Below are 14,829 nucleotides of genomic sequence, written 5' to 3' on the forward strand. Positions count from 1 at the left end.
CGTGAAGGCCCACCATCGCTGCATGGACCGTTGGGTAGTCGTCGAGAGTATCTCGTCTACCCCCATCATGCTCAGTGTTCTACTCACAGTGACGCTTTGGGCGGCGATGGCGAGTCGCTTCCCACTGGAGCGGGCCGAGCCGTCGGCATCGACGAGTGCGCCCGCTCCCGTGGAGGACAGGAACGTCGTCTCCTCGAGGTCGACGATCAGTCCCACGGGCACTTCGGCGAGGCACCTGCTGATCGCTTCGGCCAACCGAGGCACGGTCAGCGCGTCGAGTTCCCCACGTACCGCCAACACCGTCACACCGTCGATCGGGGACTCGTGAATGGCGAACGACCGCAGGGTCGTTCGGTGACGGAACCGTTGATATGCGGCTCCACGTCGCATTCCGAGAGCGTCGCCAATGGTTTGCCAAGAGACCTCGAGGTCGCGGGCAGCCCCGACGGCATGGGCAAGCTCGTGTTTGGCCGCCAGCACTTCGGGGTCGGATTGCTTTCTTCCGACCGACGTGATCACGTCGGAAGCCATGGTGATCCGTCGAATTGCGTGGGCGCGTGGATCCTCGGGTACAGGCGAGGCAGATCGAAGGGTCATGACCTTGGCCCGACTCCGTCCAGGGGTTTAGGCGTGCACGAACCCCGGGGATCTACCGCAGTGCCGCATGACGTTCAGCGACGAGGAGCTGTTAGCTGGTCAATCAGGTCGAATACAAGCGGGGACTTGGCTCGCTTCGACCACTTGAGGTTAACGTACGCACGACCGCTCCACGGGCTAACGGCTAATTTGCTGTTGTCTTACCCACTGAGTTATCTCGGATCTTCCAATGGCCAGTCCCCAATTAACGGCCACAGACCGAGGAAGCGCATACTCGGGCCAGGGCGCACCTGGATGTTGATTCAACTCCGTCCGGGAAGAAGCTGATGGCCGACCACGGCACGTACGACGATTCGATTCGCGAGGCGATGGCGGACCTCACCAACGGCCACTCGAGGAACGCCGCCCTCGAGCGCGCCTTGGCGACGGTGACGACCAGCGCAGTGGGGTTGGTCGACGGCGTCGACTTCGCCGACGTCATGGTCATCAGGGAAGGCCGAGCACAATCGGTGAGCGCAACCGTCGAACCGATGCTTGCCGAACTCGACGCCGTGCAAATCACTCTCCGACAGGGACCCTGCTTGGAAGCTGCGGTCGGCGGTGCGATGATCCGGTGCACCGACCTGCGCGAAGACTCTCGATGGCCCGGCTACGCGGCCGCTGCGGTTGCCGCAGGAGTGCACAGCATGCTGTCGTTCCAACTGGCCACTGGGCCGCACGGAGTCGGGGCGCTGAACATGTTCGGTCTGGACCCCCGCGACGTCGACCCCGCAGCAGAGGCCATCGGCGCGCTCCTGGCCACGGTGGCCACGGTGGCCTTGATGACGACGGCACGCCGAGAAGGGCAGTTCGAGGTGGCGCTCGCCAGCAGGGACGTCATCGGGCAGGCCAAGGGCATCCTGATGAACCACTTCAAGGTCGACGCCACCCGAGCCTTCGAGATGCTGAAGAGCGTCTCGCAAAACGAGAACACACCGTTGCGGAGCGTCGCTCAACAGATCATCGACAGGTTCTGACGGCCAACGCGAATCATCCTGGAGCTGGCCGCACTTCGGGCTGCGAACCAATGTGCCGGTAGGACAACGAAGTTCAGCGTCGTGGCAGAAGGGCCTGCTACCAGTCGGCCCATGGCAATCATCGGCGTCGACGGCAAGCTGAGCCTCTATTCAACCTCGGACGCCGCACTCTCCCACATCCGCCGACGACCTGACCATCACGACCGCGACACCTCCAGGAGCCGACATGGACACCAGCATCATCGGATTGATCGTCATCGCCGCCGTTGGCGTCGTCCTGCTCGTCGCGACCATCGGGTGGATCATCCTCGCCAAGACCGGCCAAGGCAGCCGAGACCCAGACACGATCCGCGAGGAGTCCTCCGAAGAGGCCCGGACACTCCGCAAGCAGATGGCGCTGGCTGATCAGATCTTTGCCGACGGTCGTCGCGCCGCGCGGGCCGACGCAGACGCCGACGCCGCCCATGCAGTCGGCGTGCGCCTCCAGCCCGACGGACACTCCACCGGCATCGCCGACGAGATGATCGACCGACCGGATCACCGCCCCACCGAGATTTGACGGCCGAGTGGAAGAACGGCCGAATATTCGTCCCGACGACAAGTCGCGGTGGCGAGGGACTGGGCCTCGAACGGACCGACCAGTACGGGGCAACACCAGTACGGGGCAACAGTCGGATAGGTCACCCATCCGTCGGATTGACGCCGACGAATGCGGGGTAAACATGGCTGCTTGACACCTTGCCCTAGATCCCGGCAGGACGAACGGTTTGGAGTGTCCTGGAGGAAACAGGCCATGACTACGCAGGATGAGACGTTGTCTGACGAGACGCTCGCCGCGGAGCGAGACCAGATGTGGGCCGCTTCGCGCGAATTCAACGAACGCCGGGCGACTACGGAGCAAGCCAAGGGCATGTTGATGTTCGTCTACGGCATTGACGCCGACCAAGCGTTCGACGTCCTGCGGTCACAATCGCAGGAGAACAACGTCAAGCTATCCCTTCTCGCCGAACAGGTGGTGAAGGACTTGGTCGAGCTCGCCAGAGCCAATGAGCCCGGCCGCCGTCCGGGAATCGACCGCGTCATCGTGGCCGCTCGCAGCCGAATCACCAACGTGGCGGCCCGACAACTCAACGGGGAATCCAAGACCGGCGTCCAGATGAAGGATCTCTAGCCGGGACGCGGGTGAAGACGACTCGACTGCTGAGTTCTCAACCCTTCCCCAACGTTGTGCTGAGTCGTACAGTTGATGGAGTCGATTCAGGCCCGGCCCCCGCCACACGGTGCGCACGATTAGCTAGAGCTGCACGACCGGGGGCGGGCGATGGCCTACACACGAAGTCATCCGTTGCGATCGCAGCGTGTCGTCATCTCGCTTGAGCGGGTCGCCGAAGCCGCCAAGGCAGTCGACTCGGCCAGGTGTCGCCACGACGCGCCGGCCTTGGCTTGCGCGCGGAGAGATCTTTGCGACGCTGCCCGGTCGGCCAACGACGACGGGGCCTCGTGGCAGACGATCGGTGACGTCCTCGGGATACGACGGGGAAACGCCTACCAGCGGTTCCGTCGTCGCCCTCGCCAGGCAAGGGGTCCGGGCAATCCCGAGGCTTCCGTCGGGGCGTCGACGTAGCGGAGCTCCGCTATGCGGCCCTGACCTGCAATAACTGAGTGGAGCTAAGGGGAATCGAACCCCTGACCTTCTCGATGCGAACGAGACGCGCTACCAACTGCGCTATAGCCCCTTGTACCGATAGCAGGCTACCAGTGCCGGTCTCCCGCTAGAAATCCGAGCTACTGACCGGACGCTCTCGGCAGGTCGTACTCGCGCGCGAAGGTCGCGTAGTCGAGGTGTTCGAAGATCGGATCCTCGTCGTCGATCTCCAGAACCACCGACCCTGGTCTGCGTAGCCGCGCCGGGACCACGTCGAATTCCTGGTCCTTGGTGTTCTCGACGCCAAGGTGCGACCGCATCATCCGCTGCGCTCGCCGCCGTCGCACCTGCTCTTCGATGCGGGTCTGCCGCCGAAGGTAGGCGAGGTAGAGGATCGTCACGGCGCCGACCGTGCCGCAGAACCACCAGAACGTCGTCGACACCACGTACGCGGCCACCGCGGTGAGCAGCAGTAGCACCGACATCACCATCAGCACGCGCTTGCGGAACTTGAACTTTCGCGCGCTCACGGCGGCGGCGGTCTTCGTCTCGTAGCTGCGGCGGCGTTCCTGGGACTTCGATCCCGCACCGTGCGAGTCGGTGTCCGCGGCGGCCTCGACGCCCGAGGAATCGTCGACGTATTCGTAGTCGTGGTCCGGATCGTCCTCCGACACCGCCTCGAACTCGTCGGTCATGTCGTCGGAGGCGGCGGTTTGCTCGACCGGAACGTCCTCCTCCGGAGAGTCGACTTCCTGTAGGTCGTCGACCGAGAACGTCGCGGTGTTGTCGTCGAACTCCAGCGGCAGTTCCGGCTCCTGGTCGAACGCCAACTGCGCGGACGCCCCGAGAGGCAGGGCGCCCGAGTCCTCCTCCACGACGTCGACGTCGAGGTACTCGGATTCGGCCTCTACCTTCGCGGCGGCCATCACCACGACCGTGGTGCGGGGCGCGTTCTCGGGCTCGCGGTCTTCGTCGTCGTACTGGTCGAGGTCGTCGTAGGTCGGACGCCAGGTCGGGTCGCTGTGGTGGCCGGCGGCCGGCTTGCGCCGTCGCAGCAGTCGCGCGCCGTGCCCGGAGTTCAGCACCCGCGTCGCGAGCGCGACGTCGCTGGTGCGACGCACGGTGTCTCGCTTGCTGATCAACATCGGGACCAGCACGAAGAGCCAGAGCACGACGAGAGAGATCCAGAGAAGAGACTGAGGGATGCTTGGCATGACGCCGGCTCCTTTCCCCGTGAAGTTAGGTCCGTGACCAGCGCATCCGGGGACGACGCGCCGCGCCTAATTACACACCTGTAATTCGCCCCTGACAAGCACATTCGCCCCACGAGCCACAACTGCAACAGATTAGGCCCATTTGGCGCGTCCGGCGCGGACCAGCGCCGACGTAGCCGAGCCGTTCAACTCCTCGATCGTGATGGCCACCAGCAGATGGTCGCGCCACCCGCCGTCGACCTCGAGGTAGCGCTTGAGCAAGCCCTCCTCGCGGAAGTTCGCCTTGGCCAACACGGCCCGACTCGGGGCGTTCTCCGGTCGCACCGTCGCCTCGACCCGGTGCAATCCCACCGGACCGAATCCGTGGTCGAGGCCCAGGGCGAGGGCCGCCGTCGCCACCCCGCCGCCGTTGCGCGCCTTGGCCACCCAGTACCCGATCCACGCCGAGCGCAGCGCACCATGGGTCACGTTCCCGATCGTGAGCTGCCCACACAGCTCCCCGTCGAGCTCGATCGCATACGGCAGCATCCGCCCCTTCCTGGCCTCCGCACGCAGCCCGGAACAGATCGACGGCCACGACGAAATCGAATGTCGCGCTTCCCATTCCATCTCGGCGACGGGCTCCCACGGTTCCAGGTGCGCCCGATCCCCCAGCCGGATGCGGCTCCACACCGCACCGTCGCGCAGCCGGATCGGACGCAGTCGCACCAGACCCGCGGGCACCCGTAGCGGCCCGACGGACTGCGGCCAGCCCGGGTGCATGGACGACGACGGCCACAAGTTCATGATCGGACGCGTCAGCCGCGTTGAGCCAGGAAGGCCACGTCCACGATCTCGCCGGTACGGACCTCCTCGGCCTCACTGGGGACCACGACGAGACAGTTCGCCTCCGCCAGCGTGGCCAACAGGTGCGACGATGCACCGGGCGCCCCACCAAGCGCCTGCACCAGGTATTCACCGGTGTCCTGATCCCTCATCAGCTGGCCGCGCAGGTAGCCCTTGCGACCCGCCACCGACGTGATCGGCGACAAGGTCCTGGCCTGCACGACGCGCCGCAGCGGCTGCCGTTTGCCCAGCGACATGCGGATCAGCGGTCTTACCATCACCTCGAAGACCACCAACGCGCTCACCGGATTGGCCGGCAACAGGAAGACCGGCACGCCGTCGCGCCCCAACTGACCGAAACCCTGCACCGATCCGGGGTGCATCGCGATGCGCGACACCTCCATGTCGCCGAGCTCGGACAACACTGCCCGCACGCTCTCGGCGGCCGTGCCTCCGACCGCCCCGGCGATCACCAGCACCTCGGCGCGGTTGATCTGCCCCTCGACGACGTCGCGCAGCGTCTTGGACTCGGTGTCCACGATGCCCACGCGGTTGACCTCCGCGCCCGCGTCGCGGCCCGCCGCGGCCAGCGCATATGAGTTGACGTCGTAGACCTGGCCGTTGCCGGGACTGCGAGACACGTCGACCAGTTCCCCGCCGACGCTCATGACCGACAACCGCGGACGCGGATGGACGAGCACCCGCTCGCGCCCCACGGCGGCGAGCAAGCCCACCTGTGCCGCCCCGATGATCGTGCCCGACCGCACGGCGACGTCACCGGGCTGGACGTCGTCGCCCGTCCGGCGCACGTAGGCACCCGACCGCACCCCGCGCAGCACCCGCACCCGCGAGTCACCGCCGTCGGTCCAGCGCAACGGGAGAACCGCGTCGGCCAACGTCGGCATGGGCGCGCCGGTCTGCACCCGCGCGGCCTGCCGCGGCTGCAGTCTGCTCGGCGTCTTGGCGCCCGCCTCGATGAGACCCATCACCGGAAGGCTGACCTCCCGGTCGCCGTCCTCGTCGTCACCCGCCTCCACGCCGAGGACGTCGACGCTGCGGACGGCGTAACCGTCGATCGCGGCTTGATCGAACCCCGGAAGCGGGCGTTCGGTCACGACCTCCTCGGCGCACATCAATCCCTGCGCCTCCGCAATGGCCACCCGTACGGGTCTGGGCGCCACCGCCGCGGCAGCCACCTTCGCCTGCTGCTCCTCCACCGAACGCACTCGTGCGCCTTTCTCCAGTCATGGAGCCCGCGCGCAAGTCAGTTGGCGCTCAGGCCCAATCGCTCGACCAACCAGCGCCGCAGCTCCGGTCCGTAGTCGTCACGCTCCAATGCAAAGTCAACCGCAGCCTTCAGGTAGCCGCCGGGATTTCCCAGGTCGTGTCGAGAACCGCGGTGCACCACCACGTGAACGGGATGCCCCTCGGCGATCAGCAGGGCGATCGCGTCGGTCAGCTGGATCTCTCCGCCGACGCCACGTTCGACTCGGCGCAGGGCGTCGAAGATCGCGCGGTCCAACACGTACCGACCCGCCGCCGCGTACAGCGACGGGGCGTCCTCCGCCTTCGGCTTCTCGACCATGCCCTTGACGCGCAACACATTTGGGTTCACCGCGTCGGGAACCACCTCGACGTCGAACACTCCGTAGGCGCTGATTTCGTCGGCAGGCACCTCGATGGCGCACAGCACCGATCCCCCACGCTTCGCGCGCACCTTCGACATGGTCTCCAACACACCGGTCGGCAACACCAGGTCGTCGGGCAGCAACACGGCCACGGCGTCCTCGTCGTCGTCCAAGCTGGGTTCGACGCAGCTGACGGCGTGCCCGAGACCCAACGGTTCGGCCTGCACTACGGACTCGACCTTGATCAGACCCGGCGCTCGACGCACCTTCTCCAACATCACCGTCTTGCCGCGGGCCTCGAGGGTCCCCTCGAGAATGAGGTCCTCGACGAAGTGCGCGACGACGCCGTCCTTGCCCGCGGAGGTGACGATGATGAGCCGCTCGGCACCCGCTTCGGCGGCCTCCGCGGCGACGAGTTCGATGCCCGGGGTGTCGACGACGGGCAGCAACTCCTTCGGCACCGTCTTCGTCGCAGGTAGAAAGCGTGTCCCCAAACCGGCAGCCGGAACGATCGCGGTGCGTGGAATCGGCACCAAAGCCCGTGTCGTCATCGTTCACACCATAACGTCATCGGCCGCTCGCAACCGGCTGAGCCCTGCCGGGTCGGCGTGACATCGTGAACTCGTGCCACCGACGAAGGCCGAGATACGCACCGCCATCCTGTCCGCTCGCCGTGCCGTCCCCGACGACGTGCGGCGTTCGGAGTCCGACGAACTGCGCCAACGCCTGACCGAGCTGACTCGAGCCGGTGACACCGTGTGCGCGTACGTGCCCGTCGGATCCGAGCCCGGTTCCGTCGCCATCCTGGACACCTTGGTCGCGTCGGGCGTCCGCGTACTGCTTCCCGTCGCCCGTACGGACGAGACCGGCCAGCCACGGCCGTTGGCCTGGGGCGACTATCGCGGCGAGCTGGTAACCGCCCGCTTCGGCCTCCGCGAACCACCGGCGCCGCACCTGCCTGCGGCGGCGATCGGAACGGCGTCGACGGTCGTCGTGCCCGCGCTGGCCGTCGACCGCGTCGGCAGCCGGCTGGGCCGGGGCGCCGGATTCTACGATCGGAGCCTGGCCATGGCCGACGTCGCGGCGCGGCTGATCGCGATGGTCCGGGACGACGAGGTCCTCGACCGGCTCCCGGCCGAGCCGCACGACGTCCCGATGACCCACGCCCTGACCCCGGGTGACGGGCTAGTAGAACTCGGCTGACCGGCCGCCGGCGTCCGCGGGAATGGCGTGGGGCGCGTAGCGGTTCTAGCACTTGAGCAGCTAGAGTGCTAACAGGTTTGTTCATTTTTCCGGAGGTTTTGGTGCCGACCTATTCGTACGCTTGTACCGAGTGCGACAACCGTTTCGACGCGGTGCAGGCATTCACAGATGACGCGTTGACCACGTGCCCGAAGTGCTCGGGACGGTTGCGCAAGCTCTTTGGCTCGGTGGGCGTGGTGTTCAAGGGCAGCGGCTTCTACCGCAACGACAGCCGGGACACCTCCAAGAGCACCATCAACGGCTCCGGTGGCGGCGGCGACTCGTCGGGTTCCTCGGAGAAGTCGTCGGACAAGCCCGCCGAGAAGTCGTCGTCGACGGAGAAGTCCGCGAGCTCGTCGTCCAGCTCCGACAAGTCGGGTTCCAGCTCCAGCTCCACCTCGTCGTCGAGCAAGCCGGCGTCCACGCCGGCCGCGTCCAGCTAGCAGTTATCCACAGGGCGCGGCGCACCCCCTGCCACGTCGCCGCCCGGCTGCCTAGCGTGGCCGCATGGGGGAATCACTCAATCCGTCTCTGACGTCGCGCCTTGCCGCAGGCTTGCGGCCGGACTGGACGCGCACCGTGATGGCCCGGCGCGTCGCCGCCGGAGCGCTCGTTCTGTTGGCCGCGGCAGCGGCATTGCGGCCCGACCCGTCCCAGGGCCGCTCCGACGTCGTCGTGGCGACACGTGACCTGGCACCCGGCGTCGAACTGGTGGCCGCCGACCTCCGCGTCGAATCCCGTGCGGTGAGCACGATTCCGGACGGCGCCACCACGACCGGCGCCGATCTGATCGGTGCCACGCTCGCCGGGCCGGCACGCCGCGGGGAGGTGCTCACCGACGTCCGGGTGATGAGCTCCCGCCTCGCCGACGCGACCGCCGGTCCGGACGCCCGCATCGTGCCCGTTCATCCGACGGACGTCGCGCTGCTCGACTTGGTGCGCACGGGCGACGTGGTCGACGTCCTGGCCGTCTCCGATTCCGCCGGCGGCTCGGGCGACGAGCGCTCGCGCGTGGTGGCCACCAACGCGATCGTGGTGCTGGTCTCGAGCACGTCCATGGACCGGGGCCGCGACGGCGTGGTGCTGGTGGCGCTGCCCGTCCTGAAGGCCAACGAGGTCGCCGGTGCGTCGCTGACCCAGGCGATCACCCTCACCTTCCACTGACTGCACCGACGATCGGGCTAGCGTTGCCGCAGGGGGTCATGGCGGTCGGCCTGACCACACATTGGAAGGAGGCATCCGTGCTCAAGGGATTCAAGGAGTTCCTCTCCCGCGGCAACATCGTCGACCTGTCGGTCGCAGTCGTCATCGGCACCGCGTTCTCGGCACTGGTCAAGACGTTCACCGACGCGATCATCACGCCGCTCACCAGTCGGATTGGGGCCAGCAGCACCGACGTCGGCATCCTGAAGGTGTCCATCGGCGGTGGGCAGGTCATCGACCTGAACCTGCTGATCTCGGCGGCAATCAACTTCATCCTGGTCGCCGCCGTCGTCTACTTCTTCGTGGTCGTGCCGTACAACAGGCTGCGCAAGAAGGGCGAGGTCGAGCAGGCTCAGGACACTGAGCTGAGTCTGCTCACCGAGATTCGCAACCTCATGAAGGACGGCGTCAGCGCCGAGACGGTCACCGGACCCGGCACCGGTCCCAGCCCCGACACCGCGAAGAACACCAGCGCCGACAAGTAGCGCATACGAAAACAGCCCCCGGCCGCGCTGGCCGGGGGCTGTTCTCGTTGAACTAGGGAGTTAGTTCATGTTCCACGGTTCGCCGTACGTGGTGACGCTGTCACCCGTCGACGCGATGAGGCGGGCGAACGGACGCAGGAGCACGCCGCCGGCGGCGCCGGTGACCGTTCCGTGAGCGTTCGAGACCGCGACGCCACCGGATGCACCCTTGACGTCGACCGAGAAGGTCGCGACTTCCTGGATGCCGGGGCCGTTGCCGAGGTCGGCGCTGATGGACACACCCGGGAAGAGGTTCGGGGTGATGACCTGCAGCGGGTTCGCCGGCGTCGCATCGTCGAGCAGGATGTTCGGAGTGGTGTAGCTGAAGTTGATGCCAACGCCCAGCGACCAGGGGAAGCCGATCTGGTAGCCCAGCTCCAGCGTGCCGTCGAACTCGTCGGCACCGGGGCCGACGACGGTGTACTTGGCGCGGCCCGAGTGGAACCACTCGCGGGTCAGGCGGTTGCGGTCAAGCGGGAAGACACCGTTGAGGAAGGTGTCCCACTGCTGAACCGTCAGCGTCCGGTCCTGGCCGTCGACCAGGCTCAGCTCGTTGTCCAAGCCTGCGTGAGAGGTGCCCGTGCTGGTGAGGAGCGCCGCGATCGCTGCTACCAGAGCGACCAGCACCCGACTGATTGCCTTCATGTTCTCCCTAGCTGTCGTGACGGACCTTGCGGTCCGTGTTCCTGTGAGTGCCCGGCTCTACGGCTAAGCCTGACACCCCGCAAGAGGTTGATGTGAGGGGAATTAGAAATCCCACATGCTGTTCTTACGTAATGCTCATCGTTAGACAGCGAGAAACATAACGGCGAGGCATCCACCCGGCAACGCGTACGGGTCGCCGAAGGAGTGCGAACGTCGCGACCAAGGATGTTTGCCCCGCCGACGCAGCCGGGCGCCCGGGGCCGGTGAGGGTCCCGCCGCAGCGCCCCGCAGGGGACCACGGCGGGCACGTCAGGACGGTTTGGAGGAGGTCTTCGACCCCGAGTCAGACCCCGTGTTTGGCGGGAAATAACAGCTCAGCCGTGGTGCGGAGGGACGTTTTCTCGCAACCAGTCGTCGCGTTCGTCATCGCGTGCAGAGGGCTCGTCGTCCCACTCGTCCTTGGTGGTCTCGGGTAGGGAATCACCGAAAACCTTGTTAACTGAGAGACGCCTGTGGCGGGAATCACCCGTCACAACGAGATTCCTATGTGACGAACATCACACTCTGCGCGGGATTGCCGTTCACATCGAGGCAACACAATCCAGCGAAAACCTCCGTCGCACCAGCCCAACGGCAACCGCCCCGCTGAGCCAGGCTCGCGGGGAACGGAGGGTGCCGACGACGGCAAGGTCTTAGATATCCAGGCTGGACAGCTGGCCGATGATCTGCACCGCCAGCGGTCCCAACGTCGCCATGCCGTCCCGGACGGCGCCTCGAGATCCGGCGATGTTGACGACCAGGGTGCTGCCCGATATTCCCGCCAAGCCGCGGGACACTCCCGCGTCGACCAGGCCCGCCGACAGGCCGGAGGCGCGTAGCGCCTCGGAGATGCCGAGCAGTTCGCGATCGAGGATGGTCGTGGTGGCCTCGGGCGTCACGTCCCGAGGCGTCACACCGGTGCCGCCCACGGACACGACCAGGTCGACCCCGCCGATGACGGCCGTGTTGAGCGCGTTGCGAATCTCGATCTCGTCGGCAGACACGACCACGACCCCGTCGACGACGAATCCGGCCTCCCCCAGCAGCTCGGTGACTACCGGACCACTGTGGTCCTCTTCATCTCCGTGCGCAGTCCGATCGTCGACGACGACGACCAGGGCGCGACCCACCAACTCACCAGGCTGTTCCATGATGGCAACCGTATATCCCGCCACCGACGCGGGCGAAGCGATCCTGAGCTCCGGGCGACCAGGCGCGACCGTCATTGCTGTGCCTTTCCGAGCGTGACGTCTACGGTCTGCGGCTTGCCGGACGTGTCGAGATAGGTCAGCGTGACCTTGTCCCCGGGGGCCCTCGACCGCACCGCCGCGACCAACGCGTCGGCGCTGCCGATCACCCGGTCGTCGACCTTGGTGACCACCACACCGGCCGGCATTCCCGCGGCCGACGCGGCGCCGCCCGCGGTCACGTCGACGATCTTGGCTCCGTCCACGCTGGCATCGTTGCCCACCTGAACGCCGAGGGAGGCATGAGAGGCGGTACCCGTCTGGATCAGCTCGTCGGCGATGCGCTTGGCCTGGTCGACCGGAATGGCGAAGCCGAGACCGATCGATCCGCTCTGCGACTGACCGGAGTCGCCGCCGAGTGTGGCTATCGCGGAGTTCACGCCGACCAGTTCGCCGTTCATGTTGACCAGCGCGCCACCGGAGTTGCCCGGGTTTATCGCGGCGTCGGTCTGGATGGCGTCGAGCACGGTGTTCTGGTTCTGCGCGTCGCCGCCCGCGGCCACCGGCCGGTTCAGCGCGCTGACGATGCCGGTGGTGACGGTGCCCTCCAGCCCGAGGGGCGAACCGATGGCGACGACGTCCTGACCCACCCGGAGGTTCCCCGACGAGCCGAGCGCGATCGGAGCCAACCCGGTGGCGCCGACGGCCTGCACCACCGCGATGTCACTGCTGGGATCGGTGCCGACGACCTTGAACGTCGTCGTCGCTCCGTTGGCGAAGGTCACCTTGGTCTGCACGGCGCCAGCGGGGGCGCCGGGGCCACCGTTGGCGGCCGCCACCACGTGATTGTTGGTCATGATGAGGCCGTCGGACGACAGGATGATGCCCGACCCCTCCTCGGACTGCCTGCCCATGTCGGTCTCGAGCTTCACCACGCTCGGGACCACCTTGGCCGCGACCTGCTCGACCGACCCTGCCGGAAGGCTTGCCGCCGGCACGCCCGGTGCCGCTCCCGACGACGTCGAACTCCACGACGGCCGGCCCGGTTGCACCAGCGTGGCGACGCCACCGCCGATGCCGGCGGACACGACCGCGATCGCCAACGCGCCAACCGTCAGCCGGCCGGCCCGCGACCGCTGACGCGGTGACGTCGGGGGCGCCGGCATCATCCGGGTGGGATCACCGCGATACGGATCTTGCGGACCCCGATAGGAATGCGAGGTGTGCACCGGCTGCGGGGGTTGGGTGGCATAGCGCCAGTCGTAGGACTGATGCGGGTAGGCACCGGTGCGGTGCTGGCCGGGGTAGCCCGGCGCCGCGGCCTCGTGCGCACCGGGAGGCTGCTGCCCGGGCGGCGGTGGCGGCGAGTACCTCGGATGGTTCGTCATTGCGGCTGTTGGCTCTTCTTTCGAGTCGTGTACGTCAGCGGTCTGTCGTGATAACGAAAGATGTCCCCTGACAGTGCCCCCCTGGGCTGAGAATCCACTTAGAGATCTTTCGGGACTTGCCCAGAAGTTCTGGGTAGAGCCACTCCCCGATCACCCATTCTCGGTGCTGGCGGCCACGCCGTCCAACGCAGCGCCCTCGCGTGTCGCGCTCGCGCGGGCGCCGTCGTCGACCAGGGGCCTGCCAGGAAGGAGGACGAAGATCGACGTCCCTGGCGGATCGGCGAGCGGAGTCGCGTAGTCGATGCGAAGCGTCCCACCGTGTTTCACGACGACCTGCTTGACGATCGCCAGCCCGAGGCCGGAGCCGGACATCGAGCGTGCCGACGTCGACCGGTAGAACCGCTCGAACACCAACTCGCGCTCGCTCGGCGGGATGCCGGGACCCTGGTCCGAGACCACCAGCTCGGCGTAGTTCGGGTCGACCTGCACCAGTCGCACCCCCACCCGGCCGCCGGGCGGACTCCACTTGGCGGCGTTGTCGAGCAAGTTCAACACGGCCCGCGACAGGGTTGCCTCGTCTCCGTACACCTGCCACCGCTCGGTCTGGACGTCGAAATCGATGTCGTTGCGGCGCCGCCGAACTCGCTCCAGGCTGCGGTCCACGACGTCGGAGAGGTCGACGGGCTCGTGGATCGTGACGCCGGCGTCCTCCCGGCTGAGGTCCACCAGATCGCCCACCAGGGTGGACAGCTCCTCTATCTGGGCGATCACGTCGGTGCGCAGGCCCGCCATCTCGTCCTCGGGGATGCTCGGCGCACCGGGGGCCATCGAGGCCATCAGGAGTTCGACGTTGGTGCGCAGCGACGTCAAGGGCGTGCGCAGCTCGTGTCCGGCGTCGGTGACCAGTCGGGCCTGACGTTCCCGGGACTCGGTGAGAGCCCGCAGCATCATGTTGAACGCCTCGGTCAGCCGGGCGAGTTCGTCGCTGCCGTGAACCGGGATGGGTCGCAGGTCGTCGGTTCTGGCGACGCGCTCGGCGGCGTCGGTCAGCCGCGCCACGGGCCGTAGCCCGGTGCGGGCGACGGTGCCGCCCGCGACCGCCGCGACGGCCATGCCGAGACCGCCGACGATCAGCAGGATGGTGCCGAGTCGCTTGATCACCTTGCCCGTCGGATCCAGGCTCTTCGAGATCAGCAGGGAGTCACCGCTGGGCAGGTGAACGGCCAGCACGCGCTGAAAGTTGACCGTGCGCAACGACATTCGCAGCGTTCCCTGGATGACGCCCTTTTCGGGGTCGCCGAGGGGCAGCGTCTGCCCCTCCTGGTTGGCCGTGTAGATGGACCGGCCCGGCATCACGAACATCGCGTTGACGTCGGAGTAGGCCGTGCCCTCGATCGCCTTGCCGGGGTCGACGGCCAGCAGCCCACTCTCGATGAGCAGCCTGGCGCGGATCTGCAGTTGGTTGTCGATGTCGTCGTAGAGGGCTCGGGACACCACCGCGTAGACGGCCAGTCCCATCAAGACCACGACCATCGCCACCATGGACATCGCGAGGAGCATCACCCGCCACCGCAGCGACACCGAGCTGGCGCGATGGGTGCCGTACGTCTGCACGTCGGGTGCGCGTCGTTCGCGGGACCGCCACCAGAACGGCGACCTGGGCGAACCCATCAGAG

The 14,829-nt window shown here is 67.1% G+C and carries 15 protein-coding genes, 1 tRNA gene and 1 pseudogene; 7 read left to right on the plus strand and 10 right to left on the minus strand.

From position 1 onward, the window contains the following. Window positions 1–45: 45 nt before the first annotated feature. Window positions 46–597 (minus strand): annotated as a pseudogene (locus H7J06_RS32760) (STAS domain-containing protein); the annotation flags it as partial. 326 nt (window positions 598–923) lie between these two features. Here H7J06_RS32760 and H7J06_RS30555 point away from each other — a divergent pair. The 3 genes from H7J06_RS30555 to H7J06_RS32525 all read left to right on the plus strand — a co-directional run bounded on the left by H7J06_RS30555 (window position 924) and on the right by H7J06_RS32525 (window position 2,784). Continuing rightward, on the plus strand, window positions 924–1,613 hold the full coding sequence (locus H7J06_RS30555; RefSeq protein WP_264043510.1) for a GAF and ANTAR domain-containing protein: 690 nt from the start codon (window positions 924–926) through the stop codon (window positions 1,611–1,613). 226 nt (window positions 1,614–1,839) lie between these two features. Beyond that, a complete protein-coding gene (locus H7J06_RS30560; RefSeq protein WP_264043512.1) occupies window positions 1,840–2,172 on the plus strand; it encodes a hypothetical protein in 333 nt (110 codons plus the stop codon). Window positions 2,173–2,406: 234 nt separating this feature from the next. Continuing rightward, entirely contained in the window at window positions 2,407–2,784 is a 378-nt protein-coding gene (locus tag H7J06_RS32525) for an ANTAR domain-containing protein (RefSeq protein WP_308205846.1), read from the plus strand. Window positions 2,785–3,276: 492 nt separating this feature from the next. Here the strand turns inward: H7J06_RS32525 and H7J06_RS30570 are convergent. The 5 genes from H7J06_RS30570 to H7J06_RS30590 all read right to left on the minus strand — a co-directional run bounded on the left by H7J06_RS30570 (window position 3,277) and on the right by H7J06_RS30590 (window position 7,476). Beyond that, a tRNA-Ala gene (locus H7J06_RS30570) sits at window positions 3,277–3,349 on the minus strand. A 49-nt stretch (window positions 3,350–3,398) separates the two neighbouring features. Beyond that, window positions 3,399–4,472: a divisome protein SepX/GlpR gene (gene sepX, locus H7J06_RS30575; protein WP_264043514.1), complete on the minus strand. Its 1,074-nt coding sequence runs from the start codon at window positions 4,470–4,472 to the stop codon at window positions 3,399–3,401. Window positions 4,473–4,604: 132 nt separating this feature from the next. Next, on the minus strand, window positions 4,605–5,258 hold the full coding sequence (locus tag H7J06_RS30580; protein ID WP_264043516.1) for a GNAT family N-acetyltransferase: 654 nt from the start codon (window positions 5,256–5,258) through the stop codon (window positions 4,605–4,607). 11 nt (window positions 5,259–5,269) lie between these two features. Beyond that, window positions 5,270–6,523: a molybdotransferase-like divisome protein Glp gene (glp, locus tag H7J06_RS30585; RefSeq protein WP_149481715.1), complete on the minus strand. Its 1,254-nt coding sequence runs from the start codon at window positions 6,521–6,523 to the stop codon at window positions 5,270–5,272. A 38-nt stretch (window positions 6,524–6,561) separates the two neighbouring features. Further along, on the minus strand, window positions 6,562–7,476 hold the full coding sequence (locus H7J06_RS30590; protein ID WP_264043519.1) for a UTP--glucose-1-phosphate uridylyltransferase: 915 nt from the start codon (window positions 7,474–7,476) through the stop codon (window positions 6,562–6,564). Window positions 7,477–7,549: 73 nt separating this feature from the next. Here H7J06_RS30590 and H7J06_RS30595 point away from each other — a divergent pair, with 73 nt between their 5' ends. From H7J06_RS30595 to mscL, 4 genes are all read left to right on the plus strand, one after another. Continuing rightward, window positions 7,550–8,128: a 5-formyltetrahydrofolate cyclo-ligase gene (locus H7J06_RS30595; protein WP_264043521.1), complete on the plus strand. Its 579-nt coding sequence runs from the start codon at window positions 7,550–7,552 to the stop codon at window positions 8,126–8,128. A 101-nt stretch (window positions 8,129–8,229) separates the two neighbouring features. Further along, window positions 8,230–8,610 (plus strand): FmdB family zinc ribbon protein, encoded by a 381-nt coding sequence (locus H7J06_RS30600; RefSeq protein WP_264043523.1) that lies wholly within the window; start codon window positions 8,230–8,232, stop codon window positions 8,608–8,610. 64 nt (window positions 8,611–8,674) lie between these two features. Continuing rightward, the gene (locus tag H7J06_RS30605; RefSeq protein WP_264043525.1) at window positions 8,675–9,331 is read left to right on the plus strand and encodes an SAF domain-containing protein; all 657 of its coding nucleotides are present in this window, start codon (window positions 8,675–8,677) and stop codon (window positions 9,329–9,331) included. 77 nt (window positions 9,332–9,408) lie between these two features. After that, window positions 9,409–9,855 (plus strand): large-conductance mechanosensitive channel protein MscL, encoded by a 447-nt coding sequence (gene mscL / locus H7J06_RS30610; protein WP_264043527.1) that lies wholly within the window; start codon window positions 9,409–9,411, stop codon window positions 9,853–9,855. A 60-nt stretch (window positions 9,856–9,915) separates the two neighbouring features. Here the strand turns inward: mscL and mspA are convergent, their stop codons facing one another. From mspA to H7J06_RS30630, 4 genes are all read right to left on the minus strand, one after another. Beyond that, window positions 9,916–10,539 (minus strand): porin MspA, encoded by a 624-nt coding sequence (mspA, locus tag H7J06_RS30615; RefSeq protein WP_264043529.1) that lies wholly within the window; start codon window positions 10,537–10,539, stop codon window positions 9,916–9,918. 692 nt (window positions 10,540–11,231) lie between these two features. Continuing rightward, on the minus strand, window positions 11,232–11,804 hold the full coding sequence (locus H7J06_RS30620; RefSeq protein ID WP_264043531.1) for a MogA/MoaB family molybdenum cofactor biosynthesis protein: 573 nt from the start codon (window positions 11,802–11,804) through the stop codon (window positions 11,232–11,234). Then, window positions 11,801–13,153, minus strand: coding sequence for a S1C family serine protease (locus tag H7J06_RS30625; RefSeq protein WP_264043533.1), 1,353 nt, complete (start codon window positions 13,151–13,153; stop codon window positions 11,801–11,803). The genes H7J06_RS30620 and H7J06_RS30625 overlap by 4 nt, the downstream gene beginning before the upstream one ends. A gap of 150 nt (window positions 13,154–13,303) precedes the next feature. Further along, window positions 13,304–14,824 carry a HAMP domain-containing sensor histidine kinase gene (locus H7J06_RS30630; protein ID WP_372515437.1) on the minus strand — a complete coding sequence of 507 codons (1,521 nt, stop codon included), beginning with the start codon at window positions 14,822–14,824 and terminating at the stop codon, window positions 13,304–13,306. Window positions 14,825–14,829: the final 5 nt, after the last annotated feature.

Origin of the sequence: Mycolicibacterium hodleri (assembly GCF_025822245.1) — a bacterium.
Classification (GTDB): Bacteria; Actinomycetota; Actinomycetes; order Mycobacteriales; family Mycobacteriaceae; genus Mycobacterium; species Mycobacterium hodleri.